15 protein-coding genes are annotated in these 17427 nt (G+C 63.5%); 10 read left to right on the top strand and 5 right to left on the bottom strand.

Translation table 11 applies throughout. The features are described 5' to 3' along the window. Nucleotides 1-13 precede the first annotated feature (13 nt). The 4 genes from tagQ to ACVWZT_RS14980 all read left to right on the top strand — a co-directional run bounded on the left by tagQ (nt 14) and on the right by ACVWZT_RS14980 (nt 2868). On the top strand, nt 14-919 hold the full coding sequence (tagQ, locus tag ACVWZT_RS14965; protein WP_457470052.1) for a type VI secretion system-associated lipoprotein TagQ: 906 nt from the start codon (nt 14-16) through the stop codon (nt 917-919). A gap of 125 nt (nt 920-1044) precedes the next feature. Then, a complete protein-coding gene (locus ACVWZT_RS14970) occupies nt 1045-1938 on the top strand; it encodes an NAD synthetase (protein WP_457472075.1) in 894 nt (297 codons plus the stop codon). Continuing rightward, nucleotides 1935-2375 (top strand): hypothetical protein, encoded by a 441-nt coding sequence (locus tag ACVWZT_RS14975; protein WP_457470054.1) that lies wholly within the window; start codon nt 1935-1937, stop codon nt 2373-2375. Before ACVWZT_RS14970 ends, ACVWZT_RS14975 begins: the two co-directional genes overlap by 4 nt. A gap of 31 nt (nt 2376-2406) precedes the next feature. After that, complete coding sequence (locus ACVWZT_RS14980; protein WP_457470056.1) at nt 2407-2868, top strand: hypothetical protein; 462 nt, start codon at nt 2407-2409, stop codon at nt 2866-2868. 488 nt (nt 2869-3356) lie between these two features. On the opposite strand, the gene ACVWZT_RS14985 is transcribed toward ACVWZT_RS14980, so the two are convergent. From ACVWZT_RS14985 to ACVWZT_RS14995, 3 genes are all read right to left on the bottom strand, one after another. Beyond that, nucleotides 3357-4607: a ribonucleotide-diphosphate reductase subunit beta gene (locus ACVWZT_RS14985; protein ID WP_170031641.1), complete on the bottom strand. Its 1251-nt coding sequence runs from the start codon at nt 4605-4607 to the stop codon at nt 3357-3359. A 518-nt stretch (nt 4608-5125) separates the two neighbouring features. Beyond that, nucleotides 5126-5257, bottom strand: coding sequence for a hypothetical protein (locus tag ACVWZT_RS14990; protein ID WP_256665967.1), 132 nt, complete (start codon nt 5255-5257; stop codon nt 5126-5128). Nucleotides 5258-5394: 137 nt separating this feature from the next. Then, the gene (locus tag ACVWZT_RS14995) at nt 5395-8274 is read right to left on the bottom strand and encodes a ribonucleoside-diphosphate reductase subunit alpha (protein ID WP_170031639.1); all 2880 of its coding nucleotides are present in this window, start codon (nt 8272-8274) and stop codon (nt 5395-5397) included. Nucleotides 8275-9025: 751 nt separating this feature from the next. On the opposite strand from ACVWZT_RS14995, the gene ACVWZT_RS15000 reads away from it, so the two are divergent. Together ACVWZT_RS15000 and ACVWZT_RS15005 are read left to right on the top strand one after the other, a co-directional pair. Beyond that, nucleotides 9026-9724, top strand: coding sequence for a response regulator (locus ACVWZT_RS15000; protein ID WP_457470059.1), 699 nt, complete (start codon nt 9026-9028; stop codon nt 9722-9724). Continuing rightward, a complete protein-coding gene (locus tag ACVWZT_RS15005) occupies nt 9721-11328 on the top strand; it encodes an ATP-binding protein (protein WP_457470061.1) in 1608 nt (535 codons plus the stop codon). The genes ACVWZT_RS15000 and ACVWZT_RS15005 overlap by 4 nt, the downstream gene beginning before the upstream one ends. 3 nt (nt 11329-11331) lie before the next feature. Here ACVWZT_RS15005 and ACVWZT_RS15010 read toward each other — a convergent pair whose 3' ends face one another. Beyond that, on the bottom strand, nt 11332-12033 hold the full coding sequence (locus ACVWZT_RS15010) for a 4'-phosphopantetheinyl transferase family protein (protein WP_457470063.1): 702 nt from the start codon (nt 12031-12033) through the stop codon (nt 11332-11334). A gap of 78 nt (nt 12034-12111) precedes the next feature. Next, nucleotides 12112-12903: a dienelactone hydrolase family protein gene (locus ACVWZT_RS15015; protein ID WP_457470065.1), complete on the bottom strand. Its 792-nt coding sequence runs from the start codon at nt 12901-12903 to the stop codon at nt 12112-12114. 130 nt (nt 12904-13033) lie between these two features. Between ACVWZT_RS15015 and ACVWZT_RS15020 the strand changes: the two genes are divergently transcribed. The 4 genes from ACVWZT_RS15020 (at nt 13034) to ACVWZT_RS15035 (ending at nt 17417) form a co-directional block, all read left to right on the top strand. Next, entirely contained in the window at nt 13034-13639 is a 606-nt protein-coding gene (locus ACVWZT_RS15020) for an outer membrane beta-barrel protein (protein ID WP_296230064.1), read from the top strand. 84 nt (nt 13640-13723) lie between these two features. After that, nucleotides 13724-14401 carry a response regulator gene (locus tag ACVWZT_RS15025; protein WP_225778891.1) on the top strand — a complete coding sequence of 226 codons (678 nt, stop codon included), beginning with the start codon at nt 13724-13726 and terminating at the stop codon, nt 14399-14401. Next, complete coding sequence (locus ACVWZT_RS15030; RefSeq protein ID WP_457470068.1) at nt 14398-15744, top strand: ATP-binding protein; 1347 nt, start codon at nt 14398-14400, stop codon at nt 15742-15744. The genes ACVWZT_RS15025 and ACVWZT_RS15030 overlap by 4 nt, the downstream gene beginning before the upstream one ends. Before the next feature lie 350 nt (nt 15745-16094). After that, nucleotides 16095-17417, top strand: a complete 1323-nt coding sequence (locus tag ACVWZT_RS15035; protein WP_225778889.1) for a dicarboxylate/amino acid:cation symporter — start codon at nt 16095-16097, stop codon at nt 17415-17417. Nucleotides 17418-17427: the final 10 nt, after the last annotated feature.

Below are 17427 nucleotides of genomic sequence, written 5' to 3' on the forward strand. Positions count from 1 at the left end.
GTGAGAGAGTGACATGTTCAAGACCATCTTCACGGCTTCCCATGCCCGTTCCGCCCTGCTGCTCGCCGCAGGTTTCAGCACTGTCCTGATGGCGGGCTGCTCCAGCTCACCCGTGTCCAAGGTGGGTGCCACGACCAAGGTCGAATACTACCCGAGCTGCTACGAGCCCGTGCAGCACCTGCGCGCCACCGACGGCGACATGACCCGCTCGGTAGCGACCGGCGCCGTTATCGGCGCCCTCGGCGGTGCCCTGACCGGCGCCCTGGTCGACGGCGACAACCGCGGCCGTAACGCTGCCATCGGTGCGGCGGGCGGTGCCCTGGTGGGCGGCGCGGCCGGTTACTACACCGAGCGCCAGAAGCAGATCAGCGACGACAAGCAGCGCATTGCCTCGTACGCCACCGACATCGACAAGAGCGCCGCCGACCTGGATCGCACCACGGCCTATGCCAAGGCTTCGCAGACCTGCTACCAGCGTGAGTTCACCAGCCTGATCGAAGGCCGCAAGGCCAACCGCATCAACGACACCGAAGGGCGCAAGCGCCTGGCCGAGATCGTCTCGGGCCTGCAGGAGTCGAACAAGCTGCTGGCCACCGTCAACGGCCGGGTCGCGGAAAACCTCGACAACTACACCCAGGCCTACGAGCAGGACCTCAAGCAGGTTGGTGTGGCCCGTACTGACGTAGCGACCGTGGCTGAACCGCCGAAGACCACCACTGGCAAGAAGAAGACCCAGGCCGTGAAGGTGAACAAGAACGTGCCGCAAGAGGCGGTCGCCACCGAGAAGACCCTGCAGAAGGCCACGACCAAGAAAGCCGAGGCCCAGCAGGTGGCCAATGCTGGCGTCGACCAGGTCAACAAGATGTGCCGCAGCCCCGACATGGGTGACTGGGCGCCGGTGCCTTGCCCGAACGTGTAACCCACGCTCCGTTGCGCTTGCGCCGGTGCACGTGCCGCCCCAGGCAGGTCGCCTGACCTGCACGGGGCGTGCGTGGGCCGGCGCAGCGGCTTTTCGAATCAAGGAGAGTTGTCGTGACCGACCTGATGTCCGGCGTCCTCGGCGGCTACCAGCAGCAAATGGCCCGCCAGCGGCTGCTGTTGACCGTCGACCAGCAGAAGTTGTTCAGGGCCATCGATTCCGACCCGGGTATCGTTGGCGCGGGTGTTGTCTACATCGATGCCCAGTACAACGTGATCGTCCTGCGCGAATTCAAGCCGATCTGCAGCATCGCACCCAAGCGCGTGATCCTGCAGGAGGCGCCACCTTACAAGTCACCTGAACAGTTCATGACTCAGCTGCAGACCGGCGCACGTGAGCGCAAGGTGATGGCAGAGGCCGTGAACGCCAGTTTGGGTTGCCTGTCGGCCTATCTGGGTTGGGTCGTCATGTTCAGCGGCACCATTGCCGTACCCTTCACTGCCGGTGCCAGCATGGTATTGACGGCAGTCGGTTATGCCGCCGCAGCGGCAGGGACCGGGCAGTGCATGATGGGCGGGTACCGGGTGTTCAACGAAGTGTTCGACCCTGGGCAGAACGACTGGCTCGACAGTAATGACACGGTCCAGACGGTAATGAGCATACTCGACGGCGTAGCGCTGGCCGGTGTGGGCGCATCGAGCCTGAACACCGTGCGTTTCCTGCAGGCACGCAAGGCGGCGACCGGCAAGGGCTGGAGAGAGCTGTTCCAGAGCCTGTCGCGGCAGCAGCGCAAGGCCCTGGCCGAGGAACTTCTGCAGATCAGGCACCCGTCGCTCACCGCCAAGCAGCTGAAGCTGAAGCAGGCGGCGGGTACCGCGATCAAGCGTTTCACCCCTACCCAAATCCAGCACGCCACGCGTACCTTGATCAAGGACTCGATTGGCGGCTTGTCGGGTTTTGCCAGCAGTAGCTTCGTGCAGTCGGTTGCCGTGGGGCTTTACGAGGAAATTGACGAATGACCCATGGCCAGGAATTGCAAGCATTCCTTTCCCGTTATTTCGGCGTGTTCATTGCCGAGTTCATGCTGTCCTGCTTTGCCATTGGCGGCTGTGTTTCACTGGTGTTCTCCACTTATTTGCGCAGTCCTGAACGACCGCTATCGGTGCTGGTGTTGGCGCTGGCAGGGATGGTCAGCGCCGCTTCGCATATCGCCCTGGTGCGTGGCTACGCTTGGGGCTTGTGGGGGCTGATCGGGCTGAACGGGCTGGCCGTATTGGCTGCGTTGCCCAGTTACGGCTACCGGCCGCACATGGGCGGTTACGTCTCGGTTCTGCTGTTCGGGCTGCTGGCCTTGCTGGTCATCAATACCCAGCGCTACCGGGAAATGCGCGTGCGCCTGGTGGGCTACCGGGAAACCCGCAGGGCCAACCGCCAGGCGGGGAAAGCCGGCAAATGATGGCTCAACGCTGCTTTAGCGAGGCTTGTGAATGAATGTGCGCCGAATACGTAGCGGGTTCGCTGCTTTGCTATTGCCCTTGCTCGTTGCCTGCAACGGGCACAAGGTCGAGCGCGTGGTGGTTTATGAGAACAACGTCCATCACTGGCGCATCGAGCACGTGGTGGAGCAGAACTGGCCGGTGGGGCCTCGCCAGTATTACCAGGTGTTTCTCAAGGACCGCCTGCTGATCCTGCCGGCCAATGTGTTCAATGACGAGCGCGACATTCGCGAATTCGTTGCTGCGGGCGGTTTCGATATCAGCAACTGGCGCAACGACACGATCATCGTGGCGTTCGAGAACGTGCAAAAGCGCGAAGGTGGCAACGAGCATTTTGTCCGCTCGCTGATGATCACCCCGGAGTACAAGGACGGGGAGGTGATACTGACGGATATGGCGACCCATATGCAGATCGTGGTGCAGCGGGTGGAGCCGGTTGGGGAGGGGAAGTAGCGGGACAAATGTATCGTAATGGCGGACATCTTGAACCATGGCCTCGATCAACAACCGCTTGGAGGATGAACTCAAGGCCTCGCTATGGCACCGGCTACGCCGGTGTTCGCGGGGCAAGCCCGCTCCTACAGGTACAGCGTTAACTCTAAGCCATCGCAGTACCTGTGGGAGCGGGTTCAACCCGCGAAGAGGCCCGCCCAGGCAAACCCGGCGGTTAAACCCCATGCAACCGCAGCGCCCGCTACGCACATTCCCGCCAACTCAATTTCGGCTTCTCTACCGGCGGCAGTTGTTCCACTTCCCTGCCAGTACCACCGGCATATCCCGCATCCTCAGTCGTGGCACGGCCACCACCTCATGCGTCAGCCACCAACGCAAATGCCGGTTCTCCGGGACATGCCTTGCAGGAAGCTTCCTCTTCGACTTTATTTCCTGCCAATAAAAAAAGGCTGCCAATCGGCAGCCTTCTCTATGCTTCGCTAGGATTATCAATCCCAGCTCAACGCCCCGCCAGTCTGATACTCGATCACACGAGTCTCGAAGAAGTTCTTCTCTTTCTTCAAGTCCATGATCTCGCTCATCCACGGGAACGGGTTGGTGGTCCCCGGGTACTCTTCCTTCAGGCCAATCTGGGTCAGGCGACGGTTAGCGATGAACTTGAGGTAGTCCTCCATCATCGCGGCGTTCATGCCCAACACGCCGCGTGGCATGGTGTCACGGGCGTATTCGATCTCCAGCTGGGTCCCTTGCAGGATCATCTGGGTGGCTTCTTCCTTCATCGCCGCGTCCCACAGGTGCGGGTTCTCGATCTTGATCTGGTTGATCACGTCGATACCGAAGTTCAGGTGCATCGACTCGTCACGCAGGATGTACTGGAACTGCTCGGCGACGCCGGTCATCTTGTTGCGGCGGCCCATGGACAGGATCTGGGTGAAGCCGCAGTAGAAGAAGATGCCTTCCAGCACGCAGTAGTAGGCGATCAGGTTGCGCAGCAGCTCCTTGTCGGTTTCGACGGTGCCGGTGTTGAATTCCGGGTCGGAGATGGCGCGGGTGTACTTCAGGCCCCAGGCGGCTTTCTTCGCCACCGACGGGATCTCGTGATACATGTTGAATATCTCGCCTTCATCCATGCCCAGCGACTCGATGCAGTACTGGTAGGCGTGGGTGTGGATCGCCTCTTCGAAGGCCTGGCGCAGGATGTACTGGCGGCACTCCGGGTTGGTGATCAGGCGGTACACGGCCAGGGCCAGGTTGTTGGCCACCAGCGAGTCGGCGGTGGAGAAGAAGCCGAGGTTGCGCATGACGATGCGGCGCTCGTCTTCGGTCAGGCCGTCCATGCTCTTCCACAGGGCGATGTCGGCGGTCATGTTGACCTCTTGCGGCATCCAGTGGTTGGCACAGCCGTCCAGGTACTTCTGCCAGGCCCAGTCGTACTTGAACGGGACCAGCTGGTTGAGGTCGGCGCGGCAGTTGATCATGCGCTTTTCGTCAACGCGAACGCGGGCGCTGGAGCCTTCCAGCTCGGCCAGGCCTTCGGCGATGTCGAGGTCGTTCAGGGCAGCCTTGGCGCGTTTGACCGCGTCGGAGTCGTCGGCACTGGCGGCACGGGCTTCCAGGGCGGCAGCACCACCGGCGCTGTCGAGCTTGTCGAGGGTGGCAGCGGCAGCGGCCTGCGCAGGGGTATTGCCTTTGGCGGCGACTTCGCCGTCTTCCTTGTCGAATTCGTCCCAGCTCAGCATGGTTTGGCTCCTGCTTGAGGGTTGCCCCGGGGCAACCGGTTGGATGTTAAGAATGTGATGCCTGACGCAAGGCCGTTACGGCGAATGGACAGCTCGAGAGGCTGACTCTCGTTACATCGGGTGTGTTCTGGCTTGTACCTGGCCAGGCCTCTCGGAGGGGCCAGGGACAATTGATAGGTGCCCTTTTCAGAGGGGGCGCAGTATACCGGAATTCGCCTTCGATCGGGACGCGTGTCTGGCAGGCGAGGGTAACTTTTTCGACCGGTCTGGCGTGCATCCGTTCACCAAGCGGGTGTCATGGGGTACGGGGAGGAAGTGTAGCGGCAAAATGTAGAAGGCACTATATGTTGTGCCTATTTATTTTCCGGGCACAGGATGTGGGGTTGGCGCGATCTTTGTAGGAGCGGCCTTGTGCCGCGATAAGGTCCGCAAGGCGGCCTCGAAGATTCGTGTGGCGGAACTGCCATCCCCGGACGCTTCGCACCCCATCGCGACACAAGGTCGCTCCATTGGCGGTGTTAACTGCGAGGGTTATGCAGCGTTTCGACAATGTGCGTCTTGGGATGCTTGCGGGCCTGTTCCACCGAAGTGAAGCGGCCGGTTTCCGCATTGCGGCCGATCTTGCGAGTTGCCACTTTTTTCCGCGCCATGGGTTACGTCCTTTTTGAGTGGTCCTGTTCTTTTACCGAACCGCGCGAGCGCAGGGCAAAGGGCAAGGTTTCTTCGGGACGCGGATACAAAAATGCCGCGCGGGGCACCCGTAGGCACCCCGCGCGGCACTCAGGCCTTACTGGCAGGCTTCGCAGTCAGGCTCGTCGATCGCGCAGGCCTTCGGCACTGGCGCTGGGCCGGCTGCCTGGACCGGGGCGCTGTCGCCGCCGCTGGAAACGGCGTTGAGCTTGCCGGTGTTGATGGTCGACTTCTCGGTGCTGGTCGCGGCCAGGGCACGGAGGTAGTAGGTGGTCTTCAGGCCACGGTACCAGGCCATGCGGTAGGTCACGTCCAGCTTCTTGCCCGAAGCGCCGGCGATGTACAGGTTCAGCGACTGGGCCTGGTCGATCCACTTCTGGCGACGCGAGGCGGCATCGACGATCCACTTGGTCTCGACTTCGAACGCGGTGGCGTACAGGTCCTTCAGCTCTTGCGGGATACGCTCGATCTGCTGCACCGAACCGTCGTAGTACTTCAGGTCGTTGATCATGACCGAGTCCCACAGGCCACGGGCCTTCAGGTCGCGGACCAGGTACGGGTTGATCACGGTGAACTCGCCCGACAGGTTCGATTTCACGTACAGGTTCTGGTAGGTCGGCTCGATCGACTGCGACACGCCGGTAATGTTGGCGATGGTCGCGGTCGGCGCGATGGCCATGATGTTCGAGTTACGAATACCTTTCTTGACGCGCTCGCGTACCGGGCCCCAGTCGAGGGACTCTTCCAGGTTGACGTCGATGTACTTGGCACCACGGGCCTCGATCAGGATCTGTTGCGAATCCAGCGGCAGGATGCCCTTGGACCACAGCGAACCCTGGAAGGTCTCGTAGGCACCGCGCTCGTCGGCCAGGTCGCAGGACGCCTGGATCGCATAGTAGCTGACCGCTTCCATCGACTTGTCGGCGAACTCGACGGCAGCATCGGAACCGTACGGAATGTGCTGCAGGTAAAGCGCATCCTGGAAGCCCATGATGCCCAGGCCGACCGGGCGGTGCTTGAAGTTCGAGTTACGCGCTTGCGGCACCGAGTAGTAGTTGATGTCGATCACGTTGTCGAGCATGCGCACGGCGGTGTTCACGGTGCGTTGCAGCTTGGCGGTGTCCAGCTTGCCGTCGACGATGTGGTTCGGCAGGTTGATCGAGCCCAGGTTGCAGACCGCGATCTCGTCCTTGTTGGTGTTCAGGGTGATTTCGGTGCACAGGTTCGAGCTGTGCACCACGCCCACGTGCTGCTGCGGCGAACGCAGGTTGCATGGGTCCTTGAAGGTCAGCCACGGGTGGCCGGTCTCGAACAGCATCGACAGCATCTTGCGCCACAGGTCTTTGGCCTGGACGGTCTTGAACACCTTGATCTTGTTGTACTCGGTCAGGGCTTCGTAGTACTCGTAGCGCTCTTCGAAGGCCTTGCCGGTCAGGTCGTGCAGGTCTGGCACTTCCGAAGGCGAGAACAGGGTCCACTTGCCGTCATCGAAGACACGCTTCATGAACAGGTCAGGGATCCAGTTGGCGGTGTTCATGTCGTGGGTACGACGGCGGTCATCACCGGTGTTCTTGCGCAGCTCGATGAATTCTTCGATGTCCAGGTGCCAGGTTTCCAGGTAGGCACACACGGCGCCCTTGCGCTTGCCACCCTGGTTGACGGCAACGGCGGTGTCGTTGACCACTTTGAGGAACGGCACGACGCCCTGCGACTTGCCGTTGGTGCCCTTGATGTACGAGCCCAGTGCACGTACCGGGGTCCAGTCGTTGCCCAGGCCACCGGCGAATTTCGACAGCATGGCGTTGTCGTGGATCGCGTGGTAGATGCCCGACAGGTCGTCCGGCACGGTGGTCAGGTAGCAGCTGGACAGCTGCGGGCGCAGGGTACCGGCGTTGAACAGGGTCGGGGTCGAGGCCATGTAGTCGAAGGACGACAACAGGTTGTAGAACTCGATCGCGCGGGCTTCCTTGTCTTTCTCTGCCAGCGCCAGGCCCATGGCCACGCGCATGAAGAATACCTGCGGCAGCTCGAAGCGCACGCCATCCTTGTGGATGAAGTAGCGGTCGTACAGGGTCTGCAGGCCCAGGTAGGTGAATTGCTGGTCACGCTCGTGGTCGATGGCCTTGCCCAGGCGCTCCAGGTCGTAGCCTTTCAGGGCCGGGTCCAACAGCTCGAACTCGACGCCTTTCTCGACGTACGCCGGCAGCGCCTTGGCGTACAGCTCGGCCATTTCGTGGTGGGTGGCGCTCTCGGCGACGCCGAGGAAGCCCAGGCCTTCGGCGCGCAGGGTGTCCATCAGCAGGCGGGCGGTGACGAACGAGTAGTTCGGCTCGCGCTCGACCAGGGTACGGGCGGTCATCACCAGGGCGGTGTTGACGTCCTTGATGGCCACGCCGTCGTACAGGTTCTTCAGGGTGTCGCGCTGGATCAGGTCGCCATCGACCTCGGCCAGGCCTTCGCAGGCTTCGCTGATGATGGTGTTCAGGCGGGCCATGTCGAGCGGCGCCAGGCTGCCGTCGGCCAGGGTGATGCGAATGCTTGGGTGCGGCTCGACCACGGCTTCGGTGTTGACGCGGGTGGCACGCTCCTTGGCGCGCTGCTCGCGGTAGATCACGTAGTCACGGGCGACTTTCTGCTCGCCGGCGCGCATCAGGGCCAGTTCGACCTGGTCCTGGATTTCTTCGATGTGGATGGTGCCACCCGATGGCATGCGACGCTTGAACGTGGCGGTGACCTGCTCGGTCAGGCGCGCGACGGTATCGTGGATGCGCGACGAAGCGGCGGCGGTACCGCCTTCAACTGCGAGGAACGCCTTGGTGATGGCCACGGTGATCTTGTCGTCGGTGTAGGGGACGACAGTGCCGTTACGCTTGATCACGCGCAGTTGGCCGGGAGCGGTGGCAGCCAGATCCTGGGTGGAATCGGCGGCCTGCGGCACCTTGGCCTGCGGGTTCTCGCGAGTCGTATCGGTTTGCATGGGTGGGTGTCTCCACAGTTTCTATATTGTTCAGGCGCCTTTTGGGCGCCCACCGTTCCGTCCACTTGCTCGATGGCCTGGCAGGGGCTGCGCAAACGCATGCGCATCCGCCCGCACGGGCGTACCGACTTCGGGACAGACTCAGGAATAAGGGGCAATGGCTTGCCGCTCCCTGGCCGAAGTCAAAGGTTCTGGGCCGTGCCCAAAAACTGTTGCTGATGGATGCCAGGCCTGGCCTGCCTCACCCATACCCGAACAAGGCCCTGGAAGGGCTTGCCTCGGTCGCCTCCGCAGGAGCGGTTTGGCTGCTGGAATCACTTGAAGTTCAGCCGAAAAATCGCTTGATTTTGCGGGTTGACTTTTGTGTGTGATTTTGCACGAACCCCAATATCTAGTGGTTCGCTGCGATCGGGATACAAGATAATGCGGTATCCGGGGCTTTGCAAGGCGATCGCTTGTGGATAACTTGTGCGTACTTTGTGAGTGAATGGTGGGTATTCGCTGTAGGCCTTGTGCCAAGTGGTTTGCAGTATTTTTCTGCGTTCTGGCGCCCCGGCGCATAATTTTTCGGGCGCGAACCGTATCACAAAAAACGGTTCAGTCGAGCGGGCTACAGGTGTATGTCTGTAGCTGCCTGGCGCCTGTCAGAGCGAGCGCCGCGCGGGCGGCGCTCGATCTCGCAGGCCCCATACATCTACAGTCATACTCTCAGCCGCCCTGACACGATCCCAAGAACAAAGAAGGCCTGCGCATGGACCAAACCCTACCCCGCATCCTCATCGTCGAAGACGACCAGCGCCTGGCCGAGCTCACTGCCGAGTACCTGCAGGCCAACGGCTTCGAGGTCAGTGTCGAAGGCGATGGCGCCCGCGCGGCTCGGCGCATCGTCGACAGCCAGCCCGACCTGGTCATCCTCGACCTCATGCTGCCCGGCGAAGACGGCCTGAGCATCTGCCGGCGGGTGCGCAGCCAGTACCCCGGCCCGATCCTCATGCTCACCGCCCGCAGCGACGAACTCGACCAGGTGCAGGGCCTGGACCTGGGGGCCGATGACTACGTGTGCAAGCCGGTGCGCCCACGCCTGCTGCTGGCGCATATCCAGGCGCTGCTGCGCCGCAGCGAGGCAGCGGACAACAAACGCCAGGCGCTGGCCTTCGGGGCACTGCGCATCGACAACCGGCTGCGGGAGGCACACCTGGGCGAACAGCTGATCGAACTGACCGGCGCCGAATTCGACCTGCTCTGGCTGCTGGCCAGCAACGCCGGCCGGGTGCTGACCCGCGAGCAGATTTTCACCGCGCTACGCGGCGTCGGCTACGACGGCCAGGACCGTTCCATCGACATACGCATTTCCAAGATCCGCCCCAAGATTGGCGACGACCCGCTCCAGCCAAGGCTGATCAAGACCCTGCGCAGCAAGGGCTACCTGTTCGTCGGCGAGGTGTCATGAACAACTCGATCTTCCTGCGCATCTACGGCGGCATGCTGGCGGTGCTGGTGCTGGTGGCCCTGCTCGGGGCGCTGAGCCTGCACCTGGTCAACGAGGTGCGTGCCGCCCAGCATCGCGAGCGCCTGGCCCAGGGAACCTTCAGCCTGATGGCCGACAACCTGGCATTGCAGAACGACACCGAGCGCAAGCGCTCGCTGCTGATCTGGGAGCGCCTGCTCGGCGTGCCGCTGGCCCTGCAGCCAACCACTGCGCACCCTCTTGATGGCGGCCAGCGGGCACGTTTGGGCCGCGGCCTGGTGGTGGTCGAGAAGACCGGCCCGCATGCCGCAAGGATATTGCGCAAGGTTGGCCAAGAGGACTTGCTGCTGGTCGCCGAGGTCAAGCAGGTCAGCGAGCAACTGGCGCGGGCTACCTTGTACCTGCTGGCCGACGAGTTGGTGCGTTACCCGGTGACAGAACAGCAGCAGCGCCTGGAGCAGCTCAAGCGCGACAAGGGCTTTGGCTTTGGCGTGGCGCTGCAGCGCATCGAGCGGGTAAGCCTGGACGACGACCAGCGGCGCCGGGTCGAGGAGGGCGATACGGTGATGGCGCTGGGCAAGGATGGCGACTCGATCCGCGTGTTCGCCGGCTTGGCCGGTTCGCCCTGGGTACTGGAAATTGGCCCTTTGTACCAGCTCAACCCATATCCGCCGCAGTTGCTGATCCTGATCGCCTTCCTCGGCCTGTGCCTGATCGGCCTGGTGGTCTACCTGCTGGTGCGTCAGCTGGAGCGGCGCGTTTCCGGCCTGGAGGTGGCTGCCACGCGCATTGCCCAGGGCAGCCTGGACACCCGCGTGCCAACCGATGATGCCGATTCGGTAGGACGCCTGGCGGCAGCGTTCAACGGCATGGCCGAGCACCTGCAGCGCTCGCTGACCATGCAGCGCGAGCTGGTGCGCGCGGTTTCCCATGAGCTGCGCACGCCCGTGGCACGCCTGCGCTTTGGCCTGGAGATGCTCGAAGGTGCCACCACCGAGCAGGCCCGGGCCAAGCATCTGGCGGGCATGGACGGGGATATCCAGGACCTCGACAAACTGGTCGACGAGATGCTTACCTACGCCCGCCTGGAGCAGGGCGCGCCTGCGCTGAAGTTCGCGCGGATTGACCTGGATGCCTTGCTAGATCGGGTGATCGAAGAGCTGGCACCGCTGCGCGTTGGAATACGCGTACTGCGCGGTGAATGCCACGGCGCCGATGCTGAAGGCGCCTGGGTCGAGGCCGAGCCGCGTTACCTGCACCGGGCTCTGCAGAACCTGGTAGGCAACGCCATGCGCCATGCCGAGGCCGAGGTGCGCTTGAGCTATCAGCTGGGGCAACAGCGCTGCCGCATCGATGTCGAGGACGACGGCCCGGGGATCCCGGAGGGCTTCTGGGACCGCATCTTCACGCCGTTCACCCGGCTCGATGACAGCCGTACCCGGGCCTCGGGCGGGCATGGCCTGGGCCTGTCGATCGTGCGGCGCATCATCTACTGGCACGCCGGCCGGGCCACGGTTGGGCGCAGTGCCGCGCTGGGCGGTGCCTGCTTCAGCCTGAGCTGGCCACGGCAGCAGCCACCCGTGTAACGATCAGACGCTGACCAGGCTGAGCAGGTGGCCATCCTGCAGGCAGAATTGGCCCAGCAGCTTGGTGCCATGCCGCCATTGCGGCGACAGGTCGGTGAGCAGGCGCAGGCTGGCCAGGCCGTCGGCGGACCACGCCAGCACTTCGGCGTGTTCGAAGTAGAAGCGCTGGCGGGTCAGCGGGTAGAGGGTCTTGAACAGGCTTTCCTTCAGCGAGAAGGTCAGGGTCACGGTCAGGCCGAGCTGGCGGCGGTCCAGGCGTTCGAGTTCGGGGGGGGTGAGGATCTCGCCCATCAGCCGTTCGGCGCGCTCATCGTCCAGCAGCGCTTCCTGGTCCAGGCCCAGGCCCTGGCAGCTGTCTTCGGCGGCGACCACGGCGGCGGCCCAGCCCTGGCCGTGGGTGATCGAGCCGTGGATGCCGGCAGGCCAGATCGGCGAGCGGTCTTCGTGGGTGCCGGGCACGTAGTCACGGCCGTCCAGGCGCTGCAGTGCAGCGCGGGCACAGACCCGGCCAGCCAGGTACTCGGCCTGGCGCTTGGCTACCGAGCGCTGCAGGCTGGGGCCTGGCACCACCCCGGCACGCTGGAAGTCGTCGGGTGCCAGGCGAGTGGGGTCGAAGGCGCAGCTGACCAGCGCCGCGCCAGGCAATGGGCGCGGCAGGGGCCAGTGGTGCTGGAGGGGGGCGCAGCAGGCAGGAAGTGTATTCATGGGGGCTATTGTGCCAGCCGAGGCGGCAGCGTGGGAGATGGGAGCGTAAGGGGGGCCGCGATGCAGCCCTCGTATTGTTTACTTGAACACCTTCTTGAAGAACGCCTGCATGTCCGCCCAGGAGCTTTCATCCGCCGCCTTGCTGTAGCCGATATCCGGCCCGCCATGCTCGCCATGGCTCAAGCGGTCGGCGTCCGGGTTGGTAAAGCCGTGCTTGGCCCCGTCGATGCTGACGAACTGGTAGTTGACCTTCGCCGCATCCATTTCGGCCTTGAACGCTGCTACCTGCTGCGGGGTCACCATGCTGTCTGCCGCACCATGTTCGACCAGGATATCCGCCCTCACCACGCCAGGCCTGGCCGGGGTCTGCGTGGCCAGCGCGCCGTGGAAGCTCACCACGCCGTCCAGCTTCTCACCGCGCCGCGCGGCATCCAGCACCACCTTGCCACCGAAGCAGTAGCCTACCGCCCCCAGCTGGTGCTTGTTGGTATTGGGCTGCAGTTTCAGCAGTTCAACCCCGGCATCGAAGCGGCGTTCGGCGGCTTTCGGATCCTTCAGCGCCTCGGCCATGAATGCCTGGGCGTCGGCGGGGTGCTCGGTGTGCTTGCCATCGCCATACATGTCGATGGCCAGCGCGTTGTAGCCCAGCGCCGCCAGGTCGCGGGCACGGCGCTTGGCGTAGTCGTTAAGCCCCCACCATTCATGCACCACGACAATGCCGGGGCGTTTGCCTTCGACGGCGTCGTCATAGGCGTAGTAGCCGACCAGCCGGTTGCCGTCGGCGTCCTGGTAGGGAATCTCGCGGGTTTGTACCGCCGCCTGGGCGAGGGCGGCGCTGCACATCAGGGTCACGGCCAGCAGGACACGCATGGTCACTACTCCTTGTTTCTGCAAACGGTTCGTTCAGCCAGTGTTCAGCCAGGGTTCAGTCGCGGTTCAGGGTGTCCTGCTTACTCTAGCTTCCAGACCGAAACAGCGCACCCAACTGGAGTATCCAGCCATGAAAACCTTCAATACCCTGCTTGCCGCCATGGCCGTCTGCGCCGCCGGCATCACCTCTGCCCAGGCCGCCGACGACAGCTTCGCCAGCCTGACCTACGGCCAGACCAGCGACAAGGTTCGCAAGTCCGGCCTGCTGCAGCGCAACACCGACCACCTCGACGCCGACGGCATCATCGGCAAGGATGACACCTGGGGGGTGCGCCTGGGCAAGCTCAATGACCAGGGCCGCTACTACATGACCTACGACAACGTCTCGGGTGAGCACAGCGGCCTCAAGCTGCGCCAGGAAAACCTGCTGGGCAGCTACGACCTGTTCCTGCCGGTGGGCGATACCACCAGGTTGTTCGGTGGTGGCAGCCTGGGCGTGACCAAGCTGACCCAGGACTCGCCAGGTGCGAGCCGCGATACCGACTACGGATACGCCTACGGCTTGCAGGCCGGCGTCATCCAGGACATCACCGACAAGGCTTCGGTCGAGCTGGGCTATCGTTACCTGCGCAGCAATGCCGCCACCGAAGTGGGCGCGCATGGCGGGCCGAAAGACGGCACCCTACGCCTGACCAGCAGCGCGCAGACCTACCTGGCGGCTTCCTACAAGTTCTGACGGGCGAGCCGGGTTATCCTGTGCCGGCCCTTCGCGGGCACGCCCGCGAAGGGCCGGCACAGGCAATACGACAAGGAGCTGCACATGAAACTGCTGGTGGTCGAGGACGAAGCCTTGCTTCGCCATCACCTCTTTACCCGCCTGGGCGAAAGCGGCCATGTGGTCGAGGCCGTAGGCAATGCCGAGGAGGCGCTGTACCAGGCCGGGCAGTACCATTTCGACCTGGCCATCATCGATCTCGGCCTGCCCGGCATCAGCGGCCTGGAGCTGATCACCCGCCTGCGCAGCCAGGACCAGACCTTCCCGATTCTCATCCTCACCGCGCGTGGCAACTGGCAAGACAAGGTTGAAGGCCTGGCCGCCGGCGCCGATGATTACCTGGTCAAACCGTTCCAGTTCGAGGAGCTTGAGGCACGCCTGAATGCCTTGCTGCGTCGCTCCAGCGGTTTCACCCAGTCAACCATCGCCGCCGGCCCCCTGGTGCTCGACCTCAACCGCAAGCAGGCCTCCCTTGACGCCCAGCCATTGGCCCTGACCGCATACGAGTACCGCATCCTCGAATACCTGATGCGTCATCACCAGCAAGTGGTGGCCAAGGACCGCCTGATGGAGCAGCTTTACCCGGGGGACGAGGAGCGTGACCCGAATGTCATCGAAGTGCTGGTCGGCCGCTTGCGCCGCAAGCTCGAGGGCGAGCGCGGCTTCAGGCCCATCGACACCGTGCGCGGCCTGGGTTACCTGTTCACCGAGCGCTGCCGATGATCCGTTCCCTGCGGGTACGCCTGATGCTCGCGGCTGCGGTGCTGGCGCTGCTGTTCATGCTGGCGCTGCTGCCGGCCTTGCAGAAGGCCTTCAGCCTGGCCCTGCAGGAATCGATCGAGCAACGCCTGGCCTCGGATGTGACCACGTTGATTTCCGCCGCGCGCATCGAGCATGGCCAGTTACAGATGCCGACGCTGCTGCCGGACGAGCGCTACAACCTGCCGTACACCGGGTTGCTTGGCTATATCTTCGATCGCGACGGCAACCTGGTCTGGCAGTCGCGGGCCACCGCCGCGCAGAACGTCAACTATCACCCGCGTTACGATGGCCGCGGCAATGAGTTCGCGCGCATTCGCCAGGCCGATGGCGAGGAGTTCTTCGTCTACGATGTCGAGATCAAGCTGCTGGGCGGCCAGAGCGCGGCCTACAGTATTGTCGCCCTGCAGCCGGTGCGCGAGTACCAGCATACCCTCGACGGCCTGCGCGAAAAGCTCTACCTCGGTTTTGGCGCGGCCTTGCTGGTGCTGCTGGTGCTGTTGTGGGCCGGGCTGACCTGGGGCCTGCGCTCGTTGCGCCGGCTCAGTCGCGAACTGGACGAGGTGGAGGCGGGTGCGCGCGATGGCCTGAGCCGTGAGCACCCGCGTGAGCTGTTGCGCCTGACCGGCTCGCTGAACCGCCTGCTGCGCAGCGAACGCGAGCAGCGCCAGCGTTACCGCGATTCGCTCGATGACCTGGCGCACAGCCTGAAGACGCCGCTGGCGGTGCTGCAAGGGGTGGGCGAAAGCCTGCAGCAGCGCAGCGGCGAACGCGAGCAGGCGCGGGTGCTGCAAAGCCAGATCGAGCGCATGAGCCAGCAGATCGACTACCAACTGCAACGCGCCAGCCTGCGCAAGAGCGGCCTGGTGCGCCACCGCGTGTTGCTGCGACCGCTGCTCGACAGCCTGTGCAGCACCTTGGCCAAGGTGTACCGCGACAAGCGGGTGAGCGTGACCCTGCAGGTGCCCGAGGCCGCGCAGGTGCCGATGGAGCAGGGGGCATTGCTCGAGCTGTTGGGCAACCTGCTGGAAAACGCCTACCGCCTGAGCCTGGGCCAGGTGCGGGTGAGCCTGGAGCAGGCGCCGGGGCAGTTGACCTTGTGCATCGAGGATGATGGACCAGGGGTGCCGGCCGATCAGCGTGAACGTATTCTGGAGCGCGGCGAGCGGCTCGACAGCCAGCACCCGGGGCAGGGCATCGGGTTGGCGGTGGTCAAGGACATCGTCGACAGCTATGACGCGGCGTTGAGCCTGGGCGACTCGCCACTGGGCGGCGCGGCGTTCAGGATCACCTTCCACCTGGATTGAGCGCTCGCCTGTAGCGGCCCTTTTGCGGGTTCATTCGCGAAAGGGCCGCTACAGGCAACCCCCAACGGGCGGATTCCCGCCACCTCCCCCTGTACAAATCCCGCCACCGGGCGGAAATCCGCCAGCCTTGCTCAGCCAGATCGCCCCGTCGTTGGGCATTTCTCCCCAGCAAATACGGCACCTGCACCCTTGCTGGGCATTTTGGCACCACCCTTGCTATCGATCTTCGCAGAGGCCTGCCCAGGCAGCTCGAACACAACGACAAATCCCTCCAGGTGCAGGAGGGTTAGCGATTCAGGTGCCGCATCGCCCTGGGAAGGGTGAACCGGCACACTTGAGGAAATTTAGCCATGACGACACGTCAGCCGCTGTACAAATCCCTGTATGTCCAGGTGTTGGTCGCCATCACCATCGGCATTCTGCTCGGCCACTATTACCCGGAAACCGGCGTCGCCCTCAAACCCTTGGGTGACGGTTTCGTCAAACTGATCAAGATGGTCATCGCCCCGATCATCTTCTGTACCGTGGTCAGCGGCATCGCCGGCATGCAGAGCATGAAGTCGGTCGGCAAGACGGGCGGCTACGCGCTGCTGTACTTTGAAATCGTCTCCACCATCGCCCTGATCATCGGTCTGGTAGTGGTCAACGTGGTCCAGCCGGGCGCTGGCATGCACATCGACGTCAACACTCTCAACGCCAGCAGCGTGGCCGCCTATGCCGCCGCCGGCGCACAGCAGACCACCGTCGGCTTCCTGCTCAACGTGATTCCCAACACCGTGGTCGGCGCCTTCGCCAACGGCGATATCCTGCAGGTGCTGATGTTCTCCGTGCTGTTCGGCTTCGCCCTGCATCGCCTGGGCAGCTACGGCAAGCCGGTGCTGGACCTGATCGACCGCTTCGCCCATGTCATGTTCAACATCATCAACATGATCATGAAGCTGGCCCCGGTCGGTGCCTTCGGTGCCATGGCCTTCACCATCGGCCAGTACGGCGTTGGTTCGCTGGTGCAGCTGGGCTACCTGATGGCCTGCTTCTACATCACCTGCCTGCTGTTCGTGCTGGTGGTGCTGGGCGGCATCTGCCGCGCCCATGGTTTCAGCGTGCTCAAGCTGATCCGCTATATCCGTGAAGAACTGCTGATCGTGCTGGGTACTTCTTCCTCGGAATCGGCCCTGCCACGCATGCTGGCCAAGATGGAGCGCCTGGGTGCCAAGAAGTCGGTGGTTGGCCTGGTCATTCCGACCGGCTACTCGTTCAACCTGGACGGCACCTCGATCTACCTGACCATGGCTGCGGTATTCATTGCCCAGGCCACCGACACCACCATGGACATCACCCACCAGATCACCCTGCTGCTGGTGCTGCTGGTGGCTTCCAAAGGTGCTGCCGGCGTGACCGGTTCGGGCTTCATCGTCCTGGCTGCCACCCTGTCGGCTGTCGGCCACCTGCCGGTTGCCGGCCTGGCGCTGATCCTCGGCATCGACCGCTTCATGTCCGAGGCCCGCGCCCTGACCAACCTGGTGGGCAACGCTGTGGCTACCGTGGTCGTGGCCAAGTGGGTCAAGGAAATGGACAACGACAAGCTGGCCTCGGAGCTGGCCTCCGGTGGTTCGCCACTGGTCGATAACCGTCCGACCGACGACCTGGGCGTTGCTGAAGGCCCGGCTCGTTGATCGCGGTACA

Source organism: Pseudomonas sp. TE21394, from assembly GCF_054057835.1.

What these genes read in the sequence shown, in the direction of transcription:
- tagQ (WP_457470052.1), top strand. Translation starts at nt 14, where the DNA reads ATGTTCAAGACCATCTTCACGGCTTCCCATGCCCGTTCCGCCCTGCTG.
- ACVWZT_RS14970 (WP_457472075.1), top strand. Translation starts at nt 1,045, where the DNA reads ATGTCCGGCGTCCTCGGCGGCTACCAGCAGCAAATGGCCCGCCAGCGG.
- ACVWZT_RS14975 (WP_457470054.1), top strand. Translation starts at nt 1,935, where the DNA reads ATGACCCATGGCCAGGAATTGCAAGCATTCCTTTCCCGTTATTTCGGC.
- ACVWZT_RS14980 (WP_457470056.1), top strand. Translation starts at nt 2,407, where the DNA reads ATGAATGTGCGCCGAATACGTAGCGGGTTCGCTGCTTTGCTATTGCCC.
- ACVWZT_RS14985 (WP_170031641.1), bottom strand. Translation starts at nt 4,607, where the DNA reads ATGCTGAGCTGGGACGAATTCGACAAGGAAGACGGCGAAGTCGCCGCC.
- ACVWZT_RS14990 (WP_256665967.1), bottom strand. Translation starts at nt 5,257, where the DNA reads ATGGCGCGGAAAAAAGTGGCAACTCGCAAGATCGGCCGCAATGCGGAA.
- ACVWZT_RS14995 (WP_170031639.1), bottom strand. Translation starts at nt 8,274, where the DNA reads ATGCAAACCGATACGACTCGCGAGAACCCGCAGGCCAAGGTGCCGCAG.
- ACVWZT_RS15000 (WP_457470059.1), top strand. Translation starts at nt 9,026, where the DNA reads ATGGACCAAACCCTACCCCGCATCCTCATCGTCGAAGACGACCAGCGC.
- ACVWZT_RS15005 (WP_457470061.1), top strand. Translation starts at nt 9,721, where the DNA reads ATGAACAACTCGATCTTCCTGCGCATCTACGGCGGCATGCTGGCGGTG.
- ACVWZT_RS15010 (WP_457470063.1), bottom strand. Translation starts at nt 12,033, where the DNA reads ATGAATACACTTCCTGCCTGCTGCGCCCCCCTCCAGCACCACTGGCCC.
- ACVWZT_RS15015 (WP_457470065.1), bottom strand. Translation starts at nt 12,903, where the DNA reads ATGCGTGTCCTGCTGGCCGTGACCCTGATGTGCAGCGCCGCCCTCGCC.
- ACVWZT_RS15020 (WP_296230064.1), top strand. Translation starts at nt 13,034, where the DNA reads ATGAAAACCTTCAATACCCTGCTTGCCGCCATGGCCGTCTGCGCCGCC.
- ACVWZT_RS15025 (WP_225778891.1), top strand. Translation starts at nt 13,724, where the DNA reads ATGAAACTGCTGGTGGTCGAGGACGAAGCCTTGCTTCGCCATCACCTC.
- ACVWZT_RS15030 (WP_457470068.1), top strand. Translation starts at nt 14,398, where the DNA reads ATGATCCGTTCCCTGCGGGTACGCCTGATGCTCGCGGCTGCGGTGCTG.
- ACVWZT_RS15035 (WP_225778889.1), top strand. Translation starts at nt 16,095, where the DNA reads ATGACGACACGTCAGCCGCTGTACAAATCCCTGTATGTCCAGGTGTTG.